The 23,899-nt window shown below is 69.7% G+C and carries 21 protein-coding genes, 3 tRNA genes and 2 pseudogenes; 7 read left to right on the forward strand and 19 right to left on the reverse strand.

What is annotated here, in order from left to right:
- Window positions 1-185: 185 nt before the first annotated feature.
- Window positions 186-259, reverse strand: a tRNA-Gln gene (locus N0A24_09315).
- A 135-nt stretch (window positions 260-394) separates the two neighbouring features.
- On the opposite strand from N0A24_09315, the gene N0A24_09320 reads away from it, so the two are divergent.
- Genes N0A24_09320 through N0A24_09330 form a run of 3 tightly spaced genes read left to right on the forward strand, consistent with a single transcriptional unit; the run spans window position 395 to window position 2,415 of the window.
- Window positions 395-811, forward strand: coding sequence for a MarR family transcriptional regulator (locus N0A24_09320; protein ID MCS7173562.1), 417 nt, complete (start codon window positions 395-397; stop codon window positions 809-811).
- 13 nt (window positions 812-824) lie between these two features.
- Window positions 825-1,640 (forward strand): ATP-binding cassette domain-containing protein, encoded by an 816-nt coding sequence (locus N0A24_09325; protein ID MCS7173563.1) that lies wholly within the window; start codon window positions 825-827, stop codon window positions 1,638-1,640.
- Between the two features lie 16 nt (window positions 1,641-1,656).
- On the forward strand, window positions 1,657-2,415 hold the full coding sequence (locus N0A24_09330) for an ABC transporter permease (GenBank protein ID MCS7173564.1): 759 nt from the start codon (window positions 1,657-1,659) through the stop codon (window positions 2,413-2,415).
- 21 nt (window positions 2,416-2,436) lie between these two features.
- Here N0A24_09330 and N0A24_09335 read toward each other — a convergent pair whose 3' ends face one another.
- From N0A24_09335 to N0A24_09355, 5 genes are read right to left on the reverse strand one after another with little or no spacing between them, the layout of a single operon-like run.
- Window positions 2,437-2,814, reverse strand: a complete 378-nt coding sequence (locus N0A24_09335) for a RidA family protein (GenBank protein ID MCS7173565.1) — start codon at window positions 2,812-2,814, stop codon at window positions 2,437-2,439.
- 13 nt (window positions 2,815-2,827) lie between these two features.
- Window positions 2,828-3,955 carry an ABC transporter permease gene (locus tag N0A24_09340; protein ID MCS7173566.1) on the reverse strand — a complete coding sequence of 376 codons (1,128 nt, stop codon included), beginning with the start codon at window positions 3,953-3,955 and terminating at the stop codon, window positions 2,828-2,830.
- The gene (locus N0A24_09345; protein ID MCS7173567.1) at window positions 3,952-4,875 is read right to left on the reverse strand and encodes an ABC transporter ATP-binding protein; all 924 of its coding nucleotides are present in this window, start codon (window positions 4,873-4,875) and stop codon (window positions 3,952-3,954) included. Before N0A24_09345 ends, N0A24_09340 begins: the two co-directional genes overlap by 4 nt.
- Entirely contained in the window at window positions 4,872-5,786 is a 915-nt protein-coding gene (locus tag N0A24_09350; GenBank protein MCS7173568.1) for an ABC transporter ATP-binding protein, read from the reverse strand. Before N0A24_09350 ends, N0A24_09345 begins: the two co-directional genes overlap by 4 nt.
- Window positions 5,783-6,253: an efflux RND transporter periplasmic adaptor subunit gene (locus tag N0A24_09355; GenBank protein MCS7173569.1), complete on the reverse strand. Its 471-nt coding sequence runs from the start codon at window positions 6,251-6,253 to the stop codon at window positions 5,783-5,785. The genes N0A24_09350 and N0A24_09355 overlap by 4 nt, the downstream gene beginning before the upstream one ends.
- Between N0A24_09355 and N0A24_09360 the strand changes: the two are divergent.
- Window positions 6,139-6,627: pseudogene (locus N0A24_09360) on the forward strand (hypothetical protein). The gene N0A24_09355 and the pseudogene N0A24_09360 overlap by 115 nt on opposite strands.
- A 358-nt stretch (window positions 6,628-6,985) precedes the next feature.
- Here N0A24_09360 and N0A24_09365 read toward each other — a convergent pair.
- The 6 genes and pseudogenes from N0A24_09365 to N0A24_09390 all read right to left on the reverse strand — a co-directional run bounded on the left by N0A24_09365 (window position 6,986) and on the right by N0A24_09390 (window position 14,124).
- Window positions 6,986-7,237 (reverse strand): annotated as a pseudogene (locus N0A24_09365) (biotin/lipoyl-binding protein).
- Entirely contained in the window at window positions 7,231-7,521 is a 291-nt protein-coding gene (locus N0A24_09370) for a hypothetical protein (GenBank protein MCS7173570.1), read from the reverse strand. The pseudogene N0A24_09365 and the gene N0A24_09370 overlap by 7 nt, the downstream one beginning before the upstream one ends.
- On the reverse strand, window positions 7,518-10,640 hold the full coding sequence (locus tag N0A24_09375; protein MCS7173571.1) for an efflux RND transporter permease subunit: 3,123 nt from the start codon (window positions 10,638-10,640) through the stop codon (window positions 7,518-7,520). The genes N0A24_09370 and N0A24_09375 overlap by 4 nt, the downstream gene beginning before the upstream one ends.
- Before the next feature lie 9 nt (window positions 10,641-10,649).
- The gene (locus tag N0A24_09380; protein MCS7173572.1) at window positions 10,650-12,131 is read right to left on the reverse strand and encodes an efflux RND transporter periplasmic adaptor subunit; all 1,482 of its coding nucleotides are present in this window, start codon (window positions 12,129-12,131) and stop codon (window positions 10,650-10,652) included.
- A gap of 11 nt (window positions 12,132-12,142) precedes the next feature.
- The gene (locus N0A24_09385; protein MCS7173573.1) at window positions 12,143-13,459 is read right to left on the reverse strand and encodes a TolC family protein; all 1,317 of its coding nucleotides are present in this window, start codon (window positions 13,457-13,459) and stop codon (window positions 12,143-12,145) included.
- Complete coding sequence (locus tag N0A24_09390) at window positions 13,456-14,124, reverse strand: TetR/AcrR family transcriptional regulator (GenBank protein MCS7173574.1); 669 nt, start codon at window positions 14,122-14,124, stop codon at window positions 13,456-13,458. The genes N0A24_09385 and N0A24_09390 overlap by 4 nt, the downstream gene beginning before the upstream one ends.
- A gap of 114 nt (window positions 14,125-14,238) precedes the next feature.
- Here N0A24_09390 and N0A24_09395 point away from each other — a divergent pair, with 114 nt between their 5' ends.
- Both N0A24_09395 and N0A24_09400 read left to right on the forward strand, forming a co-directional pair.
- Complete coding sequence (locus tag N0A24_09395; GenBank protein MCS7173575.1) at window positions 14,239-15,756, forward strand: HD domain-containing protein; 1,518 nt, start codon at window positions 14,239-14,241, stop codon at window positions 15,754-15,756.
- A 32-nt stretch (window positions 15,757-15,788) separates the two neighbouring features.
- On the forward strand, window positions 15,789-16,178 hold the full coding sequence (locus tag N0A24_09400) for a secondary thiamine-phosphate synthase enzyme YjbQ (protein MCS7173576.1): 390 nt from the start codon (window positions 15,789-15,791) through the stop codon (window positions 16,176-16,178).
- 4 nt (window positions 16,179-16,182) lie between these two features.
- Here the strand turns inward: N0A24_09400 and fusA are convergent, their stop codons facing one another.
- The 7 genes from fusA to N0A24_09435 all read right to left on the reverse strand — a co-directional run bounded on the left by fusA (window position 16,183) and on the right by N0A24_09435 (window position 23,289).
- The gene (fusA, locus tag N0A24_09405; GenBank protein ID MCS7173577.1) at window positions 16,183-18,255 is read right to left on the reverse strand and encodes an elongation factor G; all 2,073 of its coding nucleotides are present in this window, start codon (window positions 18,253-18,255) and stop codon (window positions 16,183-16,185) included.
- A gap of 24 nt (window positions 18,256-18,279) precedes the next feature.
- Window positions 18,280-19,224: a D-2-hydroxyacid dehydrogenase gene (locus tag N0A24_09410; GenBank protein ID MCS7173578.1), complete on the reverse strand. Its 945-nt coding sequence runs from the start codon at window positions 19,222-19,224 to the stop codon at window positions 18,280-18,282.
- 5 nt (window positions 19,225-19,229) lie between these two features.
- Window positions 19,230-20,834, reverse strand: a complete 1,605-nt coding sequence (lysS, locus tag N0A24_09415; protein ID MCS7173579.1) for a lysine--tRNA ligase — start codon at window positions 20,832-20,834, stop codon at window positions 19,230-19,232.
- A gap of 42 nt (window positions 20,835-20,876) precedes the next feature.
- Window positions 20,877-22,208: a bifunctional folylpolyglutamate synthase/dihydrofolate synthase gene (locus N0A24_09420; protein MCS7173580.1), complete on the reverse strand. Its 1,332-nt coding sequence runs from the start codon at window positions 22,206-22,208 to the stop codon at window positions 20,877-20,879.
- Complete coding sequence (folD, locus tag N0A24_09425) at window positions 22,205-23,071, reverse strand: bifunctional methylenetetrahydrofolate dehydrogenase/methenyltetrahydrofolate cyclohydrolase FolD (protein ID MCS7173581.1); 867 nt, start codon at window positions 23,069-23,071, stop codon at window positions 22,205-22,207. The genes N0A24_09420 and folD overlap by 4 nt, the downstream gene beginning before the upstream one ends.
- A gap of 45 nt (window positions 23,072-23,116) precedes the next feature.
- Window positions 23,117-23,190, reverse strand: a tRNA-Gly gene (locus N0A24_09430).
- Between the two features lie 12 nt (window positions 23,191-23,202).
- A tRNA-Tyr gene (locus tag N0A24_09435) sits at window positions 23,203-23,289 on the reverse strand.
- Between the two features lie 116 nt (window positions 23,290-23,405).
- Between N0A24_09435 and N0A24_09440 the strand changes: the two genes are divergently transcribed.
- Window positions 23,406-23,798, forward strand: coding sequence for a DUF2628 domain-containing protein (locus N0A24_09440; GenBank protein MCS7173582.1), 393 nt, complete (start codon window positions 23,406-23,408; stop codon window positions 23,796-23,798).
- Window positions 23,799-23,899: the final 101 nt, after the last annotated feature.

Raw genomic sequence — 23,899 nt, forward strand, 5'->3', positions numbered from 1 at the left:
GAGAGGCTGGGGGAGGACCCCGAGACAAAGCAGGAAGCAGGAGGGGTCTGGCAGGTGCTGGACGGACGTACCTTGCCTCCCACCTAACAGACGGACCCACCCCCACTTTTGCTCCTGCCGTCCCACGGGAGATCTGCATCCGGCGGTGCGGTGGACGGTGTGTGCGGCTGCGGGGCAGATCTCGGTGGCTGGGGGGCCGGGATTCGAACCCGGATTCCCGGATCCAAAGTCCGATGTCCTACCGTTGGACGACCCCCCAACAGCCCTCCCTCAGATTGTACCAACCTCAGGGCTGGACGAGGCCCGGAACGGGCGCTATGATTTAGCTGTGCGAACTGTTCGTTCAAAAAAACATTCCGCCGCGGGGCCCCAGGACCCGCTGGAGGGCTGTGCGGTGGCCATCGCGGAGACGGTGCCCGTGGTGATGCGGTTCCTGCGATGCCAGATGCGGGCCGTGGCCGCGGACCTGGGGTCTATTCCCCAGTTCCGCACCCTCGTCTTCCTCCGCCACCACCGGGGTGCCTCCCTGGCAGACCTCGCGGAGCACCTGGGCGTGACCCCGCCCACGGCCTCGGTCCTGGTGGAACGGTTGGTGCGGCGGGGGCTGGTGCACCGGGCCGCGGATCCCCGGGAGCGGCGTCGGGTGGTTCTGGAACTCACGTCTGCGGGCACACGCCTCGTGGAACGGGCCTGGCGGGTCACCCGGGCGCGGCTGCGGCAGAAGCTCGCCTCCCTTCCCCCCGCCCGGGTGGAGCAGCTGCGGGAAGCCATGCGCATCCTCGAGGAGGTCTTCCGAAGTGGCGACGGCTGAGATCTCTCCCCGGATGGCGACGGGCCGGGACGGGCCAGCCGCGGTGGAGACCGTGGGTCTCACCCGGCGGTTCGGCGATCTCGTGGCGGTGGACCGTCTGGATCTCACCGTTCCCGCACGGATCGTCTTCGGGCTCTTGGGGCCCAACGGGGCCGGGAAGTCCACCACGGTGAAGATGCTCACCACCCTTCTCGAGCCCACCTCGGGGGAGGCCCGGGTGGCAGGATGGGACGTGGTGTGGGAGGCCCACCAGGTCCGCCGCTGCATCGGGTACGTGCCGCAGCTGTTGTCCGCGGACGGGCTCCTGACCGGCTACGAGAACCTGCTCATCTCCGCCAAACTGTACGGGATCCCCAGAAAGGAGCGCGGGCAGCGGGTGGAGGAGGCCCTGCGCTTCATGGGGCTATGGGAGGCCGCGCACGTGCTCGTGCGCAACTACTCCGGGGGCATGATCCGGCGGCTGGAGATCGCGCAGGCCATGCTCCACCGCCCGCAGGTCCTGTTCCTCGACGAGCCCACGGTGGGACTGGATCCCGTGGCCCGGCGGGCGGTGTGGGCGTACATCCGGGAGCTGCGGGACCGGTTCGGCACCACGGTGGTCCTCACCACCCACGACATGGAGGAGGCGGACGAGCTGTGCGATCTCGTGGCCATCCTTCACCGGGGCCGGCTCGCGGCCCTGGGAACGCCCGCGGACCTCAAGGCCCGGGTGGGTGGCGAGGCCACCCTGGACGACGTGTTCGCCCACTTCACGGGGGGCGCCATTACGGAAGGAGGAACGTTCCGGGATGTCGTCCGTACGCGTCGCACCGCGCGCCGGCTCGGCTGATCGGCTGGCGGAGTTCGTGCGTGGGACGCTTGTGGTGGTGGAGGCGGAGGTGCGCAAGCTCGCGCACGACCCCGCAGAGCTCCTCACCCGTGCGGTCCAGCCCATCCTGTGGCTCGTGGTGTTCGGCGGGGTCTTCGCCCGGGTGCGGGGGATCCCTACGGGGTCCGTGGGCTATCGGGAGTTCCTCACTCCCGGGGTCCTCGCCCAGAGCGGGCTGTTCATCGCCATCTTCTACGGGATCGCCATCATCTGGGAGCGGGATCTAGGAGTCCTGCACAAGTACCTGGTGAGCCCTGTCCCCCGGGGCGCCCTGGTGCTCGGGAAAGCCCTCTCCGCGGGTCTGCGGGGACTCTCCCAGGCGGTGGTGGTGTACCTCGTTGCGCTCCTGTTGGGTGTACACCTGCGGGTTGGGTGGGACACCCTGCTCGGGGTGCCCGTCTTCGTCACCCTGGGATCCGCGGTGTTCGCCACCTTCTCCCTGCTGGTGGCGTGTCTGGTGAAGACCCGGGAGCGACTCATGGGAATTGGGCAGCTGGTGACCATGCCCCTGTTTTTCGCCAGCAACGCCATCTATCCCCTGGAACTCATGCCCACCTGGCTACGGGGCATCTCCTCCATCAACCCCCTCACCTACCAGGTGGACGCTCTGCGGGCTCTCATGCTCCCCACGGGGCATACCCAGTTCGGACTGGGGGTGGATCTCGCGGTCCAGGTGGTGGCCCTGAGCCTGCTGGCCACCGTGGCCGCGCGGCTGTACCCCCGCGTGGCCGTGTAGGGACCATGGGGGATCCCGCCCTCAGGCCAGGGCGATCACGTCCATCTCCACCGCGGCATCCCGCGGCAGCCGCGCCACCTGCACCGTGGTGCGGGCGGGCCGCGCGTCCCGGAAAAAGTTCATGTACTCCTCGTTCACCGCGTTGAAATCGTTCAAGTCCTTGAGGTAGATGGTGGTGCGCACCACCTTCTCCAGGGAGGTGCCTGCGGCCTCCAGGATGGCCGCAATGTTCAGCAGCACCCGCCGGGTCTGCACCCGCACGTCCCCCGTGATGAGCTCCCCGGTCTCGGGGTCCAGGGGGATCTGGCCGGAGACGAAGACGAATCCGCCCGCCCGCACCGCCTGGGAGTACGGACCGATGGCACGGGGGGCCGCGTCCGTGTGGATCACCTCCTTCACCGCACCACCTCCTTCAGTCGAGCCTCTTCTGGAACCGTACAATCGCCGCGGCGAACACCACAACCCCCAACGCCACCAGGGCCAGGATGGAAGGCCACAGGGCTTCTATCCCAACCCCCTTCACGAGGATCCCGCGGATCACGGTGAGGTAGTAGGTGAGCGGGACCACAAGCCCCACCCACTGCAGGGCCACGGGCAGGGATTCCCGGGGGAAGAGAAAGCCGGAGAGGAGGATGCTCGGGAGGAGGATGAGTTGTGCCAGCTGGGCCGCCTGGGTGAAGGTCCGGGAGACGGTGGAGATGAGGGTACCCAGGCCCAGGCTGGAGAAGAAGAAGGCCAGAGTGAGCACGTACAGAAGCGCCAAGCTCCCCTTCACGGCGACTCCGAACCACACCCAGGCAAGACCCAGAATGAAGGTGAGGTTGATGTAGCCCAAGGCCACAAGCGGGAGGATCTTCCCCAGCATGAGCTCCGCGGGTCGGATGGGGGTCACCACCAGCTGCTCGAAGGTCCCCAGCTCCCGCTCCCGCACGATGACCCCGATGGTGAGGAAGGTGGTGGTGAACTGCAGGATGGCCCCCAGGATCCCCGGCACGATGAACACCTGGCTACGGAGGTCCGGGTTGTACCAGGCTCGGGTGCGTACCTCCACGGGTTGCCCAGGCGGCCGCTGGCCCCGGCGCCGCAGCATCTGCACGGTGAGATCCTGCGACAGACGCGCACCCACGCCGCTCGCCACGGAGAGCACCACCCGGGCGCTCGTGGCGTCCGAGGCGTCCACCACCACCAGCACCTGCGCCGCTTCCCCGGCCCGGAGACGGCGGGCGTAGTCCGGGGGAATCACGATGCCGATTTTGGCCTGTCCCCGGTCCAGCCGGCGCTCCATCTCCCACAGACTCCGCACCCACCACCGCACCGTGAAGTACCGGGTGTTCTCAAAGGCCCGCACGAGCGTGCGGCTCTCCGCACACGCACACTGGTCCCATACCGCGGTAGGCTGGTGGAGGACCTCGTTGGTGAGGTATCCGTAGAGAACGAGCTGGATGATGGGCAGGGTGATCATGATGCCCAGGGTGCGCCGGTCCCGCAGGAGCTGGGTGGCCTCCTTGCGGACGATGCTCATCAGGCGCCGGGTGCTCATCCGGCCTCCACCAGGGCCACGAACACGTCCTCCAGGCTCGGCAGCACGGGTTCCACGGACTCCACCGCGAATCCAACCTCCCGCAGGTCCTGCAGGATCCGAGGAGCCACCGTGGCGTCCTCCACGATGGCGTGGATGCCGGATCCGTAGAGCGCCGCCTCCCGCACCAGGGGATGCCGCTCGCAGGCCGCCAGGGCCTCCATGAGGCGGTCGGTTCGGATCTCCAGGACCACGCCCGGCATACGGGTGCGCTTGATCTCCTCCGGAGTTCCCCGGGCGATGAGGCGACCGTTGTAGATGAAGGCCAGCTCATCGCAGTGCTCCGCCTCGTCCATGTAGTGGGTGGTGACGATCACCGTGGTCTCCTCTTCGGAAAACCGGTCGATGAGATCCCAGAACTGCCGGCGGGAAAGGGGATCCACGCCGGCTGTGGGCTCGTCCAGAAACAGCACCTCCGGCCGGTGCAGCACCGCGCACCCGAGGGCAAGCCGCTGGCGCAGCCCACCCGGGAGCGCGGCTACGAGGTCGTGCTGGCGGGCCCCAAGCCCCGCGTGCTCCAGCCACCCCTCCACCCGTCGGCGCAGCTCCGCCCCCCACAGCCCGTACACCCCACCGTAGAACTCCAGGTTTTCCCGCACGGTGAGGTCCCTGTAGAGGCTGAACCGCTGGGTCATGTAGCCGATGCGGGCCCGGATGGCCTCCGCCTCCCGCCGCACGTCCCGGCCCAGGACCCAGGCGGTCCCCTCCGTGGGGCTCAGGATCCCGCACAGCATGCGGATGGTGGTGGACTTCCCCGCGCCGTTGGGGCCCAGAAACCCCCACTTCCGGCCCCGGGGGATCTCGAAGGAGACGTGGTCCACGGCCACAAGCCCGTCGAAGACCCGGGTGAGGTTTTCCGCCCGGATCGCCATCTCCGTCATGGCCGCAACCGCGCCACGAACACGTCTTCCAGACTCGGCCGCACCGCCCGCAGTCCGTGTACCGTAACCCCGGCCTCCTCCAGGACCCTCCGCAGGGTGTGCAGATCGGCTTCGGAGCCGATCTGCACGTGGAACCGGTCTCCGAAGACCTCCAGGCTGCGCACGAGGGGATGCTCCCGCAGCACCGCCTTTGCCTCGGAGCGGGGAGCGGCCACCACCTCTACCACCGTTCCGCGCAGCTGTGCACGCAGGGTGGCGGGATCGTCATAGGCCAACAGCCTCCCCCGGTGCAGAAGCCCCACCCGGGAGGCCCGGTCCGCTTCGTCCAGGTAGGTGGTGCTCAGGAACACCGTGATCCCCTGGCGGTTGAGGGCGTACAGGATACGCCAGAACTGCCGACGGGAGAGGGGGTCCACGCCCGTGGTGGGCTCGTCCAGGAGCAGGACTTCCGGCTCATGCACCAGGGTGCAGGCGAGGGCGAGCTTCTGCCGCATGCCGCCCGAGAGGGCCAGCGCGACCCGGTCGCGGGCCTCCCACAGGCCGAAGGCCACCAGGAGGTGCTCCGCGCGCTCCCGAAAGCGGGCGGGCGGAACCCCATAGAGGTCCCCGTACAGCCGCAGGTTCTCCCACACGGTGAGGTCCCCGTAGAGGCTGAACTGCTGAGGCATGTAGCCGATGCGGGCCCGTACCGCCTCCCCCTCCCGCACCACGTCCAGCCCCACCACCCGGACCTCCCCGGAGGTGGGCTCCAGGGCCCCGCACAGGAGGCGGAGGAGGGTGGTCTTGCCCGCACCGTCCGGCCCCACGAGGACAAAGATCTCGCCCCGCTGGACCTCCAGATCCACCCCCTCCACGGCCCGGAGGGTACCGAAGACGCGCCCCAGTCCCCGGCACGTGATGGCAGGCCTCATGGCCGGAAGCGGATGATGGCGTCCGCGGGAAGTCCGGGTTTGAGGATCCAGTCGGGGTTTTCGAGCGCGATCCTCACCGCGAACACGAGCTGGGTACGTTCCTCCCGGGTCTGGACGTTTCCGGGTGTGTACTCCGCACGGTTTGCGATCTCCACCACCCGGCCCCAGAAGACCCGATCCGGATAGGCGTCCACCCGGACCTCCACGGGTTGGCCCAGCCGCACACGGCCCAGATCCGCTTCCGGCACGAACACCCGGAGGTAAGGACGGTTAAGGTCTGCGATGGTGAGAATCGGAGCCCCGGGGCTTACGAGCTCGCCCACCTCCACGAGGCGTGCCAGGACCACGCCGGATTGCGGCGCACGCAGCACCGCCTGCCATCGGGTCACCTCCGCCAGGCGCACCGCGGCCCGGGCCTGATCCACCGCGGCCCGAGCTGCCTCCACCTCCCGGGCCCGCTGGCGCACGAGGTCCCGGGCGGCCCGGGCGCTTTGCAGGGCGGCCTCGGCCTGGCTCCTCTGTGCCCGCGCGCCCTCCTCCTCCAGCTCCCGGATGGAGACCTGCCGTCCGGCCGCCCGGGCCGCGGCCAGGGCGGCCCGGGCCACCTGTTCCGCGGCCGAGGCCTGCACCACCGCGGCCCGGGCCCCCGCCACCTGTTCGGTAAGGGCCCGAAGCTGCGCCGCAGCCGCCTCGTGTTGGCCCCGCGCGGCCGCCCATTGGGCCTGGGCGGCCTCCGCCGCGGCCCGGGCGGCGGCGAGCTGCGCTCTTGCCGTCTCCTCCTGCTGGGCCGAGATGGCGCCGGCCTGGTAAAGCGCCTCCGCCCGGACCGCCTCTGCCCGGGCCCGATCGAGCTGGGCCAGGGCAGAGGCGAGCTGAGCCTCCGCGGTGCGAAGGGCAGCCTGAGCGGCCTCGGTCTGAGCCCGGGCAGCCTCGAGGTTGCGCAGAAGGGCCCGGAGGTTGGCTTCCGCGGCCACGCGTTGCGCGCGGGCATGCTGCAACTGGGCCTGAGCCTGGTCGACCTGTGCCTCCGCCGTGGACCGCTGCAGCTCCGTCGCCTCCCGGGCCTGAGGGACCCGCACCCTCGCAGCCCGGAGGGCGGCCTGGGCCTGCTCTACCGCGGCCTGGTACTGGGCCTGTTGAAGGCTCAGGGCGGCCTCCGCCTGAGCGAGCCGGGCCTGGGCGAGCCGGAGGTTCGCCCAGGCCTGTGCGAGCTGGGCCTCCAGCTCCTCCGCCTCCAGCTCCGCCACCACCTGCCCCGAGCGCACTTCCTCTCCTTCCCGCACCAGGATCCGGCGGACGCGGCCTGCCACCTTCGGCGCCAAGTCCACCTGCGTGGCCTCGATGGTGCCGCTCGCCTCGATGCGATCCGCAGACGGCAGGGGGCGCGGCCACAGGAAGTAGGCCGCGCCCCCTGTGAGCAGAACCAGAACGAACCACCGCCGCGCTACCATACCGCCTCCACGGATTGCACGAAGGCAAAGAGGGCCGGAGGCCGGAGGTACTCCCGCTTGAGGACTTCTAGGGCCTCGAGGAGCATCCGCACCTGCGGCTCCTCCAGGATCAAGAACAGCAGGTTGTTGGTGCCGGGCCAGATGGCGCTGCCGAGCCGCAGCCCCTTCCGGCCAAACCCCACGGCTCCCTCCAGCTTCGTCCACCCCGGAAGCTCCAGGCGCTGGAGGAGGTCCATCACAGAGTCGTCAATCCCCGCCTCGTAGACCACCACCACCAGCTTCATCGTCCCGCCTCCTCCGGGTGTGCGGCCACCTTCGGGGTGGGCCTGAGGCTCCGGACGGCCACCCACCCCCGGAGGTCGTCCAGCAGGGTGTAGGTGACGGGGATGACCACCAGGGTGAGGAGGGTGGACCACACCAGGCCTCCGATCACGACCCACGCGAGGGGCGAGCGCAGCTCCGAACCCTTGCCGAACTCCAGGGCCACGGGCAGGCTTCCGAGGATCACGGAGAGGGTGGTCATGAGTACGGGCCGCAGCCGCGTGGGCCCGGCTTCCAGCACCGCCTCCGTGCGCGGGAGCCCCCGCGCCCGCAGGGTGTTGGTGTAGTCCACGAGCAGGATGGAGTTCTTCATCACAAGGCCCGTGAGCAGGATAAAGCCGATGGCGCTCACCATGGAGAGGGACTTCCCTGTAAGCAGCAGCGCCAGGATCCCGCCCACCCACGCCAGGGGCAGGGCCAGCATGATGGCAAACGGCATAAAGGTGCTCTCGAAGAGGGCTGCCAGCAGGATGTACACGAGCACCACGCCCAGCACCAGGGAGAAGAGGAACGTCCCGCCCGCCTCCGCGATCTGCTCTGCCTGCCCGCCGAACTCCACCGTCACGCCCGCGGGCCGGATGTCCGCGATGGCCCGGGCTGCGGCCTGGTTCACGTTGCCCGCGAAGGATCCGGGCTCCAGGTTCGCGGTCACGGAGACCACCCGCTGCCGGTTCCGCCGGTCAATGCGCGTGGGACCGGCTCCCGGTTCGACGCGGGCCACGTCCCGCACGTACACGGGACGCCCCCCCACGGTGACGAGGAGGACGTCCGGGAGATCCTCGGGCCAGAGCGGCCGACCGTCCCGGACCATGCGCACCCGGACCGGGATCTCCTTCTCCCCCGCACGGAACTTCACCTCCGTGTTCCCCTCCACGGCGTTGCGCAGGATCCCCGCGATGGCCGCGGCGCTGAGGCCGAGCTCGCTGGCCCGCTGCCGGTCGATGTGCACCTGAAGCTCCGGCCGGCCCAGCCGCACGCTCACATCCACATCCCGGATCCCGGGGACCCCACGCAGCCGGTCCGCGATCCGGTCCGCGGTCTGGGCCAGCAGATCCAGGTCTTCTCCCCGCACCCGGATCTCCACGGGCGAGACGGGACCGGCTACATTGCCCACCGCGTACACCACCCGGGCCCCGGGAATCCGGTTCGCCTCGGGATCCCGCTGGAGCTGCGCTACGATCTCCCGATCCGTGCGCCTGCGGTCCTCCCGCAGGCGCACGAGGAGCTGCGCGAAGTGAGGTCCGGTTTGGTTCTGTTGCCCGGCGGTGCCCACGTTGGTGATGACCGCCTCCACCTCCGGAACCCGGCGCAGCACCGCCTCCACGCGCTGGGCCGCGGCCTCCGTGGTCTCCAGGTTCGTTCCTGCCGGGAGTTCCATCCGCACGGTGAACACACCCTGGTCCACGGAGGGCACGAACTCGAAGCCCAGCCGCGACGCGAGCGGGAAGACGCACACCACGGAGAGCACGCCCAACAACACCACCCAGCCCCGGTGCGACAGGGCCCACTGGAGCAGGGATCGGTATCGCCCGTCGAGCCACGCGTAGAACCGGTCCAAGGGCCCGAACAGCCGCACGGTCCATCCGGAGGACGCCTCCTCATAGGCGGTGCGGCGCCGCAGCCACCGGGCGGCCAGCATGGGGGTGAGGGTGAAGGCGGCGAAGAGGCTGAACAACGTCACCGTGGCCACGGTAAGGCCGAAGGGCCGTAGCAGCTGCCCGAAGATCCCCCCGGAAAGGGCAAGGGGGACGAACACCACCACGTCCACCAGGGTGATGGCCACGGCCGCGAGCCCGATCTCGCTGCGGCCGTTGTAGGCGGCCTCCGCCGGCAGCTCCCCCCGCTCCAGGTGCCGGTGGATGTTCTCCAGGACCACGATGGAGTCGTCCACGAGGATCCCGATGGCCAGCGACAGGCCCAGCATGGTGAAGAAGTTCAGGGTGAACCCCAGACCCGCGATCACCACGAAACTCGAGAGCAGCGAGGTGGGGATGGCGAGGAACACGATGAAGGTATTCACCGCGTCGTGCAGGAAGAAGAACACGATGATGGAGGCGAGCACGACGCCGAGCAGCAAGGCCAGGAAGACGTCGTTCACCGCCTCCCGGGTGAAGGTGGAGAGATCGCTGGCAACGGTCACCTGCAGGTCCGGGAACTCCGCCCGGATCCGCTCCAGCTCCCGCTTCACCGCGTCCGCCACCGCGATGGTGTTGGCATCCGCGGTCTTCCGCACCAGGAGCGTGACGCTCTCCCGGCCATCCACCCGGCTCAGCTGCGTGCGCTCCGCGACCCCGTCCGTAACCTCCGCCACATCCCCGAGCCGTACGGATCCGCCTCCGGGCAGCCCCAGCCGCAGGTCGCGCATCTCCTGCAGGGAGGGTAACTCCCCCAGGACCCGTACCGCGTACGCCCGCCGTCCCTCTTCCAGGATGCCCGCAGGGACGTTCAGGTTTTCCTGAGCCAGGGAGGCGGTGAACTGCGCGAGGCTCAGGCCGTAAGCCTGGAGCCGATCCCGGTCCACCGCCACCTCGATCTCCCGGGTCTGCCCGCCGATCGCCTCCACGTTCGCCACCCCGCCGATCTGCTCCAGCCGGGGCTTGAGGCGGTCGTCCACCAGTTCCCGCAGCTGTCGGGGCGAGCGGGTGGGGCTCGCAAGGGAGAGGGAGAGGATGGGAAAGGCGGAGACGCTGAACCGCTGGACCACGGGCGCAAGCACATCCCTCGGGAGCTGCGCGCGCACCGCATCCACCTTCTCCCGCACCGCCGCAGTGGCCGCGTGGAGGTCTGTGCCGAGCTGGAACTGCACCACCACCAGGGACAAGCCCTCTTGGCTGGTGGCCTGGATCTCCCGCACCCCCGAGACCGTGCCGACCGCGTCCTCTAGGGGTTTGGTGACCGAGGTCTCCACCTCCTGGGGTCCGGCTCCCGGGTAAACGGTCAGGATGGAGACCACGGGGAACTCGATGTTGGGCAACAGCTCCACGGGCATGGCCCACAGCAGGCGAAGGCCGATGACGCCGAGCGCCACCCAGGCCATGAGGACAAGAACGGGTCTGCGGATCGCAAGGCGCGTGAGCCACATCCCGACCTCCTAGGGCCGTACGAGGACCGGCACGCCGTCCCGCAGCCGGTCCTGCCCCAGCACCACCACCCGCTCTCCAGGGCGCAGTCCCAGGACCTGGACGCGCCCCTCCTCCCGCAGCCCCACCCGCACGGCCCTCCGCCGGGCCCGGCCCGCTTCCACCACCCACACGAAGGACCCGCCGCCCGTGGAGATCACGGCCTCCGCGGGCACCAGCACCGCACCTCGGGCCTCCGCCACCACGATGGTGCCTCGACCGAACATGCCCGGCCGCAGCACGTGATCCGGGTTGGGAAACTCCACCTCCACGGTGAAGGTGCGGGTACGGGTGCTGGCCACCTCGGACCAGCGGGCCACCTGGCCGCGGAAGATCCTGCCCGGGACGGCGTCCACCGTGACCTCCACGGGCTGCCCCTTCCGCACCCGATGGATCTCCCGCTCCGAGACCTCGAGGTTCATGTGCACCCGATCCAGGTCCGCGATCACCAGAACCGGCACTCCCGGAGCCACCCACTCCTCCGGATCCACGGACCGCTGGGTCACCACACCGTCCAGTGGGGAGCGGATCCAGGTGCTCTGGAGCTGCTGCTCCGCCAGGCGCACCGCGGCCCGGGCCTGATCCGCGGCCGACCGGGCCTGAACCACGTCCTGGCGACGGACGGTGACCTGCTCGCGGTTCGCCTGCGCGGCCCGCAGGGCGGCCCGGGCTCCCTCCAGGGCCGAGCGGGCCTGGGCCACCGCGGCCTGCGCGGCGGCCTGCTGCGCGGTGAGGGTCTGCATTTGGGCCAGGAGGGCGTCCCGTTGGGCCCTGGAGGCCTCCAGGGCAGCTTGGGCGCCCAGCTGCTGCGTGCGGGCCGCCTCCACCTGTTGGGCACTCACCGCGCCCGCGGCATAGAGGGTTTCCAGTCGGGCGAGGTCCGACCGGACCCGCTCCAGGTTCGCCTCCGCGGACCGCACGCTCGCTTCCGCGGCCGCGAGGTTCGCTTGAAGGCTCCGGAGGCTACCCTCGAGGGCGCTCCGGTTGGCCTCGGCGCTGCGGACCTGGGCCTCCAGGGCCCGCACCTGAGACTGGGCCTGCGCGATCTGGGCCTCCGTGGCCTCCTGCTGGAGGGTTACAGCGCTTTCTGACTGCGGGATCCGGGCAAGCGCCATGCGCAGCGCCGCCCGAGCCTGCTCCAGTTGGGCCTCCGTGTCCGAAGGGTCCAGCCGGAGGAGCACCTGCCCCCTCCGCACCCTGTCGCCTTCCCGCACGAAGACCGCAAGCACCCGACCGGGAATCTTCGAACTCATCTCCACGGTCCTGCGCGCCGCCACGGAACCCGCAGCCCGGATTCCCTCCCGTACGGCCCCGGTGCGGGCGGGCATCACTCCCACCGCCACCCCGGGCTCCGGGGTCGGAGAACTGGGGCGGGCAGGTTCCCGCCGGGCCAGGGCCGAAGCCCCGAGGACCGCGGCCACCGCCACCACGCCGAGCGCGACCCACCTCCGCATCCTGCACCTCCCTAAAGGGCACCCGTGGCGAGTAGCCACTGCAGCCGCGCAAGGTTCTGCTCGAACCGGGCCTGAGCCAGGGCGAGCTCCGCCTGCGCGAGCTGCGCCTGGGCGGAGAGAAGTTCTAAGGCGGTTCCCACCCCGGCTTCAAAGCGCACCGCGGCGATGCGGGCAGCCTCCCGGGCCTGCTCCACGGCCTTCTCCGCGGTCGCGAGGGCCGCATTCGACTGCTCCAAGGCTACCCAGGCCTGTCGGACCTCCAGCTCGATGCGCGTACGCAGCTGGGCCTCCAGAACCCGCAGCTGCTCGAGCCGCAGCTCCGCCTCCCGTACCCGCTCCCGGGTAAGGCCACCGTCGTAGAGCTGCAAGGTCACCGCAAGAGCCACGGACCACGTTCCCTGGAGTTGAGTCAGAGGACCCGTGAGGTCGTAGTTCGCGGTGAGGGCGAGGTTAGGTCGGCCCCCGCTCCGGGCGAGATCCACCGCGGCCCGAGCTGCCTCCATCCGGGCCCGGAGCTCCAGCAGCTCCGGGCGGCGCTGGAGGGCCTGCGCGACTCCCTCCGGCAGGACGGCGGTGACGGGACGGGGCTCCAAGCTGTCCGCGGGTTCGAGGGGGGTGTCGAGGGGGAAATCGAGGATGGCGCTCAACTGAGTCGCCGCATTGCGGGCCCCGGTCTCGGCCCGCAGCAGGTTCTGCCTCGCGTTGGCCACCGCCACCTCCGCCTGGAGGACGTCGAACCGGGGGGACGCCCCTGCCCGGAACCGGGCCTGGGCTACCCGCAACGATTCCTCCGCCTGGGCTAGAGCTCTCTGCGCGGCAGCCACCGTCTCCCGGCTCACCAACCACGCGAGGTATGCCTGCTGGGCCTGGGCCAGCACCTGCTGACGGGTACGCTCCAGGGCCGCCCGGGCGCCCAGCACATTGGCCTCCGCGAGCGCTATCTGGGCCTCCAAGCGTCCGCCGGTGTACAGAGGGTACTGGGCCAGGAGGCGCACCAGAAATTGACTGGGCTCCGGCGGGGGGACGGTAACGGTGAGCTGCGGTGGGGTCGGGCCGAAGGGGTTGGGGAAGGTGAGGGTCGTGCCGGGTTGTTGGAGGTACACATAGGAGCCCTGGAGGCTGACCTGGGGCTGCTGAGCAGCCCGGGCCTGGGCGAGAGCGGCCTGGGCGAGGGCTAGATCCAGGGCCGCGGCCCGGAGCTGCAGGTTACGCTCCAGGGCCAGGGCGGCCACCTCCGCGAACCCCACCCGGCGGGGGGCGGGCTGGGCTCCAAGGGGAGATTGGAGGAGGGCGGCGCAGAGCAGGGCAAGGGACGTCCATCGCTTCATGGTTGACCTCCCACAACGGTTCCGGTCGGAGGGGGGGACTCCCGGGAGCCGGGGCGGCTGAGGAGTCCCCGGAACACCAAGCGGGCCAACTCCCGGGCCACCTCCTCTCGGGAGTAGCGAGCGAAGAGAGGATCCGGGTCGTAGGGATCAAAGAGGGGAATCCCACGCAACAGGGCTGCGATGGCGGCTACCACGATGGGCACCTCGAACCGTGCGTAGACCCCTTCCTCCATCCGTTTCGCGATCCGGCCCTCCACCACGGCCTTCAGCTCCCGGAGCCGCTCCTGGACGCTGCGGCGGAACTCCGGATCCACATCGGCCCGGTGCATCACCAGGCGCAGGAAGGAACTGTGGCGCTCCAGGAGCTCGAACTGGGTCCGGAAGATCTGCGCGAGAAGCGCCTCGTCGTCGAGGAGCTCCGGATGCGCCATCACCCCGTGTAAGGAGGCAAGCGCCACCTCCTCCCACGCTTCCAGAAGGAGGTGGCGCTTGCTGGGGAAGTATAGGTACAAGGTGCCCTCCGCAAGCCCGGCCCGCTCCGCGATGGCCCGGACGGTGGCTCCCTCATACCCGGCCTCCGAGAAGACCGCCACCGCCGCCTCCAGGATCTGCTGGCGGCGCCGCTGGGTGAGGCGCCGCCGGGCTTCCTCCGTCAGGCGCGCCACCGGTTACGCCCATAATAATGAATGATCACTCACTCAAAATACATACCTGCTTCCCGCGGGTCAACAGGGAACCTGGCATTCTTTTTGCTCATTGCCTCCCCCACGGAGGGGAAGGTGTTTACGGCGCCGGAGCTTCCCGAAACCGTACCGCCGTTTTCCTCTCTCGCCGGGCACCTACTGCAGGCGGCCCAGTGGGCCAGCGCGGCGCAGGACCCCGACGAGATCCTGGCCCGCGTGGGGGAGGGGCTGAGCGCCCTCGCGGTCTCCGTGGCGGTGTTCCGGTTCCGTCCCGAGGACCGGATCCTCGAGCTGCGGGCCCACCGTGGACCCGTCCCCATCCGCCGCCCGACCATCCCCGTGGGCAGCGCGGGGATTGCGTACCGGGTGCTCTCCGCCCGAAGGGCCCTGGCGGTTTGTGACTGCCGGGCGGATCCGGGGGTGAGCCCCAAGGTGGTGCAGTCCGGAGTAGGCTCCTTCGTGGCGGTTCCGTTCGTGGGGCCAGGTGACGCGGTATGGGGGTTGGTGTACCTGAACTTCGCGGAGCCGCAGCCCTTTGAGCCCGAGTTCCTCGAGCTCCTCTCCGCGTACGGCCGGATCGTGGGCCTGGCACTGGACCGGGCGGAGATGCAAGCGCGGCTGCAGCGGGAGCAGGAGCGCCTGATCACCAGTCTCGCGGAGGCGGTGGATGCCCGGGACCCCTACACCGCGGGGCACAGTCGCCGGGTCGGGGTCCTTGCCGGGGCCATCGGGCGGACCCTGGGGGTCGATCCAGAGGCGCTGCACCGCCTTCAAGTGGCCGCGCTGCTGCACGACATCGGCAAGCTCGGCGTGCGGGACGAGATCCTCTTAAAGGCCAGTCCCCTCACCGCCGCGGAGCGGGCAGAGATGCAGGAGCACGCCCTGATCGGTGCCCGGATCCTCGCAAGCGCGGGAATCGATCCCGAGATCGTGGACGCGGTGCGCCACGTGCACGAACGATACGACGGGAGGGGGTACCCCGCGGGCCTGCGCGGGGAGGAGATCCCGCTGCTGAGCCGCATCCTGGCGGTGGCGGACGCTTTCGAGGCCATGACCTCGGACCGAGCCTACCGCCTCGCCCTCCCCTGGGAGGTGGCCATCTGGGAGCTGGAGCAGGGGAAGGGCCGTCAATTCGATCCCCGGGTGGTGGCCGCCTTCTGCGGGCTGCTTCGGTCCACGCGGGGACGCTCCGCCCTCCACCAAGCCCTCTCCGAGGTCAACCATCCTGAGCCTCGGGCCGCGGACCCGGTGCAAGTGCTGGCGCAGCTCGCGAAGGCCTTCTACGCCTTCACCCTCCGGCTGCTGGAGGCCCTGGAGCGAACCGCGGGAAGACCCCTCACGGAAGGCCTCCTGCAACGGATCCCCGTGATCCCCGTCCTCCCCCCCACGGAGGGGGAGGAACCCTCTCCCCAAACCGTGCATCGGCGGATCGAGGAATACCGGGAGCAAGTTGCCCGCATGGTGGCGTACGCCGCGGAGGTGTGCGGGAGGCGCATCGCGCGGGCCGTGGTGGAGGAAACGGTCCGGGATCTGCCGGAGGAGGTCCGCCTCCTCACGGCTCAGTTTCTCCGGGCGGAGGATCCCGCATCCGCGGATGGGCTATACTCCCAGTAGACCCTATGGAGGGGAGAGTACACGAGTTCACGGTGCGCACCCCCCAGCGGGAATGCCTGGTGGAGATCACGGACCAGGTGACGCAGGCGGTGCGCGCAAGCCGCATCCGGAACGGGACCGCCTTTCTGTACGTGCCGCACACCACCTGCGGCCTTGTCATTCAGGAGAACGCGGACCCCGGAGTCGCCCACGACATGCTTCTGCTCCTGCGCCGCATCGCCCCACGGGGAGACCCCGCCTACCGTCATATGGAGGAGAACTCCCCCGCCCACCTCCAGTCGAGCCTGGTGGGCCACACCACCTTTGTGTTCGTGCGGGACGGGGAGCTGGTGTTGGGGCGCTGGCAGGCACTCTTCCTCGCGGAGTTCGACGGCCCCAGGACCCGCAGGGTCCTGGTGAAGGTGCTACCGGACCCGGCCTGACTGGTCAACGGGCCTCCTCCGCCTGCTTCTGTCGCTGGGCTTCCTCGATCACCTTCTGGGCCACGTGCGGGGGAGCTTCCTCGTAGTGGGAGAAGTTCATCTCGAAGCTCCCCCTTCCTCCCGTGATGGCCCGGAGGTCGCTGGCGTACCGCAGCATCTCCGCCATGGGCACCTGGGCGCGGATCACCGTGGTCCCGTCCCCCTTGGGCTCGATGCCCTGGATGCGGGCCCGCTTCGCGTTGAGATCCCCCACCACGTCGCCCACCACGTCGTCCGGGGTAGTAACCTCCACCTGCATGATGGGCTCAAGAAGCATCAGCCCCGCCTGCTCCGCCGCCTTCTTGAAGGCCAGGGAGCCCGCGATCTGGAAGGCGATGTCCGAGGAGTCCACGGGGTGGGTCTTCCCGTCCACCAACGCCACCCGCACGTCCACCACCGGGTACCCTGCCAGGATCCCCTCCTCCATGGCCTTGCGCACACCCTTGTCCACCGAGGGCCGGAACTGCTGGGGGATCACCCCGCCCACGATCCGGTCCACGAACTCGTAGCCGCTTCCCCGCGGCAGGGGCTCCAGCTCGAGGACGCACACCCCATACTGCCCGCGCCCGCCCGTCTGTCGGACGTAGCGGCCCTCCGCGGTGGCCTTCTTCCGGATGGTCTCCCGGTACGGAACGTAGGGCCGCCCCAGCTGCACCTCCACGTTGAACTTCCGCCTGAGCCGGTCCGCCACGATCTCCAGGTGGGACTCCCCCATCCCCGCGAGCACGGTCTTCTTGGCCTCGGGATCGTGCTCCACGTGCAGGGTGGGATCCTCCTCCGCGAGACGCGGCAGGACCGTGGCGAGCCGGTCCTCGTCCTGTCGGGTCTTCGCCTCGATGGTCATGGAGATCACGGGTTTGGGGAAGGGAATGGGCCGCAGCCGGATCGGACGATCCCGCTGGGAGAGGGTGTCGTTGGTCTGGGTCTCCGACAGCTTCGCCACCGCCCCGATGTCGCCCGGGGGCAGCTCCGGCACCGGAATCTGTTGCTTCCCGCGCAGGACGTAGAGGGGCCCGATGCGCTCCGGTCTTTCCTTCGTGGCATTGTAGACCTGACTGTCGGCCCGCAGGGTCCCGGAGTACACCCGGAGGTAGGAGAGCCGGCCCACGTAGGGATCCGCCATGGTCTTGAACACCACGGCCGCCAGCGGGCCCGCGGCTTCCGCGGCAAGCAGCTCCCCGGACTCCGTCTCTGCCTTCCGCTCCCCGGGGTGTGGCGCGAGGGCTACCAGGACGTCCAGAAGCGGGTGCGTGCCCACGTTGGCCAGCGCCGCCCCGCATACCACGGGCACCACCCGGCCAGATCCGACGCCCGAGCGCAGGCCCCGGAGGATTTCCTCCGGGCTGAGCTCCCCGGCCTCCAGGTACTTCTCCAGCAGGGTATCCTCGCCTTCTGCAGCCTCCTCCACGAGCACTTCCCGCCACCGCCGGATCTCCTCCTCGACCTCCGAAGGAGGCTCCGCGACGCGGAGCCTCCCCTCCTCCACCAGGTACGCCTGCAGCGTCACCAGATCCACAACCCCCCGGAACCCCCCTTCCCGGCCTACAGGGACCTGAAGGGGAACGATGTGCGGCCCGAACCGCTCCCGCAGCTGCTCCGTAACCCGCTCGAAGTGGGCGTTCTCCCGGTCCATCCGGTTGAGGAACACGAACCGCGGAAGGCTCCTGCTGTCCGCCACCTTCCACAGCTTCTCCGTCTGTACCTGAATGCCCGCCACCGCGTCCAGCACGAACAGGGCCGCATCCGCCACGTGCAGGGCCGCGTGGCACTCCCCGATGAAATCCGGGTACCCGGGCGTGTCCAGGAGGTTCAGTTTGTGCTCCTTCCATTCCAACGGGGCGGTGGCCAGGTTGATGGTCATCTTCCGCCGGACCTCCTCGGGATCGTAATCCGTGGTGGCGGTCCCCTCGTCCACCCGCCCCATGCGCTCCACGGCCCCGGAGGTGTACAGCAGGGCCTCGATCAAGCTGGTCTTCCCCACCCCACCGTGCCCCACCACCGCCACGTTCCGGATGCGCTCTACCGGGTAGACCCTCATCCTGTGCCTCCTTCCCCCTCGCGGTCAGTATCCCAGCTCCGGATCTACGACGTTCCGCAACCCCTCTCCTCGAAGGTAGCGGCGGAGGTTCTCGCAGAACAACGGGATGGCCCGGTCCATGTACCGGGGGGAGTTGCCCGAGATGTGCGGGGTGATCAGAACGTTGGGAAGGTCCCACAGGGGGTGGTCGGGGGGAAGCGGCTCGGTCTCGAAGACGTCGAGGGCCGCGCCCCGCAGCCTCCCCGCCCGGAGGGCTTCCACCAGCGCCCGCTCGTCTACCAGGGCTCCCCGGCCCACGTTGACGAGCACCGCCCCAGGTCTCATCCACCCCAGTTCCCGCGCTCCGAGGAGCCCCCGGGTCTGCGGGGTGAGTGGGAGTGCCAGCACCACGTAGTCCGAGACCCGGAGGACCGTCTCCAGCCCCTCGGGCCCGTAGACCTCCTCCACTCCAGGCACCGGTGCGGGGACGCGTCGCAGACCCACGATCCGAGCACCGAAGGCCCGGCACCGTCGGGCCACCTCCTGTCCGATGGCCCCGAGGCCCAGGATCCCCACGGTCGCGCCCCACAGCTCCCCGCCCGGCTCCGGTTGCCACCGCCGGTGGAGCTGGTGGCGGAACGCCAGGTGGAGGTTGCGGGCGAACACCAGGAGGCATCCGAGCACGTGCTCCGCCATGGGGATGGCATGGATGCCCCGGCTGTTTGTGAGGAGGAGGCCCCGGCCCGCGAGCTTCGGGAGCAGGTTCTCCACCCCCGCGGCGGTGGAGTGTACCCAACGCAGCCGGTCGGCCCGTTCCAGGGCTTCCTCCGGCAGGTCCCACCCCACCCACACCTCCGCCTCCGCCGCGTGGTCCAGGGCTTCAGGACGGGGCACCACGCGCAATTCCACCCGGCTGTCCACGGCCCGGATCATGGCCTCGTGAGACGGCCCGATCCGCACCGTGCACACCACCACACACCGATCCCCCATCTTCCCTAAGACGCAGGAGCCGGCACCGCCTGGCTCGCCTCCCGCAGGCGCTGCACTACGAACTGGCGGTCCAGAGCCGCCAGCATCCACCCCGCCTGTGGCCCGCTGGGTTTGCCGAGAACGCTCCAGTAAATAGCGCCGAAGGCCTCCTCGGGGGAGAGCCCCAGCTCGGCCTTCAGGGTGTGGATCCGGGCCTGCACCGCTTCGCCCGTCGGTTCCTCTTGCTCCAGGAAATCCGCAAGCCGCGCGAGCAGGGTGCGTTGCGCGGGCGAAAGCTCCCGTGCGGCCTCCGGGAGCCGGGGCTGGATCGTGAACCGGTAGCGATCCGGCGCCCACCGCGCAAGCCATCGCCTGGCATCCAGCACCCGCGCCTGAAGCTCCTCCCGGTCCCGTTCCGTCAAAGGGGCTCCCTTCTCCCGAGCCACCGCGGCCTCAAGATCCACGTGCGGCATCTGCACGAGGTAGGCGAGCTTCGCGAACCGGGGCCGGTAAAAGGGCTGCGGGGGTGTGTCGTCAAGCCAGGCGTAGCGGAAGGTGCGGGCAAGGTCCCGGAGATCCTCCGCCTCCCCGGGAGTCCTGGGCCGCAGTTCCCCGAAGTACGCGGCCGCTGCCCGGTCGTACTCGTCGTAGAGCCGGGGAACGGTCTCCCCGCCGGGATCGAACTCGATGGCGGTGCGGTGGTGGGCCCGCACCAGGAGGAACCGCACCAACTGCGGTCGCAGCACCTCCAGGAGATCCCGGGCAGGAGTGCCTCTTCCCGCGCTCCCCGACATCTTCTTGCCCCCCACGTAGATCCACTCGTAGGGGATGGGAAAGGGGGGGGTGATCCCGAAGATCCGGTGGGCCACCGCGGAGGCGGTGTCGTGGCTGCCTCCCCGGGTCATGTGGTCCTTCCCGGCCCCCTCTACCCGGACCCCGAAGAGCCACCACTTGGCGGCCCACTCCGTCCGGAAGGTCATCTTGGCCCCGCCCCGGAAGGGGGAACGGCGGCCCCGATACCCGCAGCCCCTGGCCCACGTCACCTTATCCCGCCGGCACTCGTACGCCACCTCCGCGCCGTTCCAACCGAGCACCACCGTGGTGGCGATGCGGCCGCACGCCTCGCACACCACCTGTACCGGGTGCCGCTCCGCCCGCGTGCTGCCTGTGATCTCCCGCTCGATGCGTACGATCTCCTCCGCCCGGTCCAGCACCACCCGCAGGGCTCCGTCAAACTGGCCCGACCGGTAGAGGTCACTGGTGCGGTAAAACGTGCACCCCCCTCCCACCGCCCGGATGATGGCCTCGAACTCCGAGATGTAGCGCTGGGCGAAGCTCGCCGCGGTCCCATCCACCCACGGCACCTCACTCAGGGGCTTGCCCAGGTGCGGCACGAAGAACTCCTTCGGGAGCCCCGCGGGAACCGCGTCCAAGGGATCGTAGTCGTCAAATCCGTACAGGAACCGGACCTCCGCACCCCGCTCCCGGAGTCCCCGAACGAGGGCATCGTGGAGGATGACCCCCCGCAGGGACCCCACGTGCACGAGGCCGGAGGGCGTCCAGGAGTCGTTCACCACATAGGGTGCCGGGCGCTCCGCGAGGATGGCCTCCACCAGTACGTCCACCCACATCACCCCCCATCATACCGCCTGCAGAGGCGTCGGGGCTAAGACCTAGGGAACCGGGGAGCGCAGGCGGCTGAGCAGTGCTTCCCGGAGGGGACCCGCGAGGTAGAAGGAACCGGTGACCACCAGGACGTCGTCCTCCCCCAGCCGACGCAGGGCGCTGGCGAGAGCCTCCTGCGGATCCGACAGGCTCCGGACCCGGGAGGTGTACCGCCGCGCCACCTCCGCGAGGGCGTCCGCGGAGAGGGCCCGGGGATCCCGAGGGGTGGTGGCGATAACCTCCTCCGCCAGCGGGACGATGAGCTGGGCCACGGGATCCGGATCGTGGGTGGCGATCATCCCCAAAACCAGCATCACCCGCCGTCCTCCGAACAGCTCCCGGAGGGTGTCCCGGAGGGCCGCCATGCTGGCGGGGTTGTGGGCCACGTCCACCAGGATGGCAGGCCGGAGGTTCAGGAGCTCCTGCCGGGCAGGCCAGGACAGGCGCGAGAGCCCCGCACGGACCGCTTCCAGTTCCACCCTCCGTCCCTCCCCACGCAGCAGCTCCTCCACCGCGGCGACGGCCACCGCGGCGTTCACCGCCTGGTGCCGCCCCAGCAGGGGCACGTGGAGGTCCTCGTACCGGCCAAGAGGGGTTTGCACTGTGAAATCCACGCCGTCCAGCCCCACCCGTCGGATCTCGTAGTGCACGTCCCGGCCTACCTCGAGGAGACAAGCCCCCAGCTCCTGACACCGCTCCTGGAGGACTTCCCAGGGCTCCGGAAGTTGCGGCGCGGTCACCACCGTGCCCCCCGGCCGGATGATCCCCGCTTTCTCAGAGGCGATCTCCCGCAGGGTGCTGCCCAGCACGTCCATATGGTCGTAAGAGATGGGCGTGATGACGGAGAGATCGGGGTCGCACACGTTGGTGGCATCGAGGCGTCCACCGATTCCCACCTCCAGGATGGCCCGGTCCACCCGCTCCCGGAGGAAGTGCAGGAGGGCCAGGGCCACGGAGACCTCGAAGTAGGTGGCCCGTCCCCAGGGGTCTGCATCCCCCGCCTCCACCGCGGGGCGCACCTCCTCCACCAGGCCCGCGAGGGTCTCCTCCGGGATCAGCACATCCCCCACCCGGATCCGCTCCCGGAAGTCCACGAGGTGGGGCTTGGAGTACAGTCCCACCCGCTCCCCGCTCTCCCGCAGGATCGCGGCCATCATGGCCGCAGTACTCCCCTTGCCCTTCGTGCCCGCCACCAGCACCGTGCGCAGGGAGGTGTGCGGATTGCCGAGGCGGTGGAGGAGCGCTCGGATGCGGTTCAGCTTGATCTGGGCATAGGGCAGGGGGACCCGCTCGTAGTTGAGCAGGCCCTCGAGCCAGGCCAGTGCCTGCTGGTAGGTCATGGGACCGGGACGTCCGCGGCCACCTGGAGCTGGGCGGCCTGCAGGGTGTTGCGGAGGAGCATGGCGATGGTCATGGGCCCCACCCCGCCGGGGACCGGGGTGATCCAGCCCGCCACCTCCCGCACGCCCTCGAAGTCCACGTCGCCCACCAGGCGCCCGTCCACCCGGTTGATGCCCACGTCGATGACCACAGCCCCGGGCTTTACCATCTCCGCGGTCACCAGGCGCGGCCGCCCCACGGCCACCACGAGCACGTCGGCTCGGCGCGTGTACTCCCCCAGGTTTTCCGTGCGGGAATGGCACAGAGTGACGGTGGCGTGCTCCCCGAGAAGCAACAGGGCCGTGGGTTTGCCCACAAGGCTGCTGCGTCCTAGGACCACCGCGTGCTTGCCCACTAGGGAGATGCCGGTCTGGCGGATCAGGGCCAGGATCCCGAGGGGAGTACAGGGCACCAGGTGCGGTCGGCCCAGGGCCAGACGGCCGGTGTTGTAGGGGCTCAGGCCATCCACATCCTTTCGGGGGTCGAGCCGCTCGAAGATGGCCTCCGGATCGATCTGGGGGGGCATGGGCATCTGCGGCAGGATGCCGTGCACATCCGACCGTGCGTTCAGGCGATCCACCAGCTCCAGGACCTCCGCCTGGGTGGTCTCCTCCGGAAGGTGAAAGGTCTCCGAACGGATGCCCACCCGCCCCGCGGCCCTGGTCTTGTTCCGCACGTAGACCGCACTGGCGGGGTTGTTCCCCACGAGGATGGCCGCAAGGCATGGGGTGATGCCCTGCGTGCGCACGAAGGTTTCCACCTGCTCCCGGACCTCCTGCTCCACGCGGGCCGCCAGTTGCTGTCCATCGAGAAGGTGCGCCATGACTCCCTCTGCGTCCGTCCCGGATGGGGCTCGTATTCCCTATTCTGGAGCGGGAGACGGGAATCGAACCCGCACCACCAGCTTGGAAGGCTGGGGCTCTACCATTGAGCTACTCCCGCTCCGCACTCCTCTGGTGGGCGGGGAAGGATTCGAACCTCCGAAGGCATTCCGCCAGCTGATCTACAGTCAGCCCCCTTTGTCCACTCGGGCACCCGCCCAACCACTGCTGAGTATACCAGGAGCCCCTTCCGGGTCAAGGCGACCGGGGCTTCTGGACGCAGGCCCGAAACCGGTGCACAATGAACCCGATACTGTCTGAGACGAGGAGCGTTCCATGGCCGCGACCCTTTTCGGCGTCCTCATCGCCCTAGGGGTGATGGGCGGGGCGGTCTACGTGGGGTGGAGGCTGCTGGCCCCCAGCTGGCAAAGCACCTGGGAGGACCTCCTGCGCTCCCTCAGCGAGGCCTCCCTCCCCTTCCCCCGCATGAGCCTCCAGGAAGACCTCGGGGACCGGATCCCCCCTCCGCGGCTCTCGTGGAACTGGGCGGCCGCGGTGCTCGGGCCCTTCTGGTACCTCGCCATGGGCCTTTGGGCGCACTTCGTGGCCCTCGCGGCGCTCGCGTTCCTCTCCGGCGGGCTGCTCGCGCCCCTCGTGTGGCTCTACTGCGCCCTCAAGGCAAACGAGGACCTGTGGGAGGCTCGAAAGGCCCGGTGGAGCGCATACTAGCCCCGTCTGGTGTACATAGGGTAAACTGGTCTATACTGAGGGCGAGGTCGGGTGATCCAGGCGGTAGGCCGGATCCCCGGCCCTTCTGCTGTACAGAACGG

The sequence above is a fragment of the Armatimonadota bacterium genome (assembly GCA_025059775.1).
In the GTDB taxonomy this organism is placed as follows: Bacteria; Sysuimicrobiota; Sysuimicrobiia; order Sysuimicrobiales; family Sysuimicrobiaceae; genus Sysuimicrobium.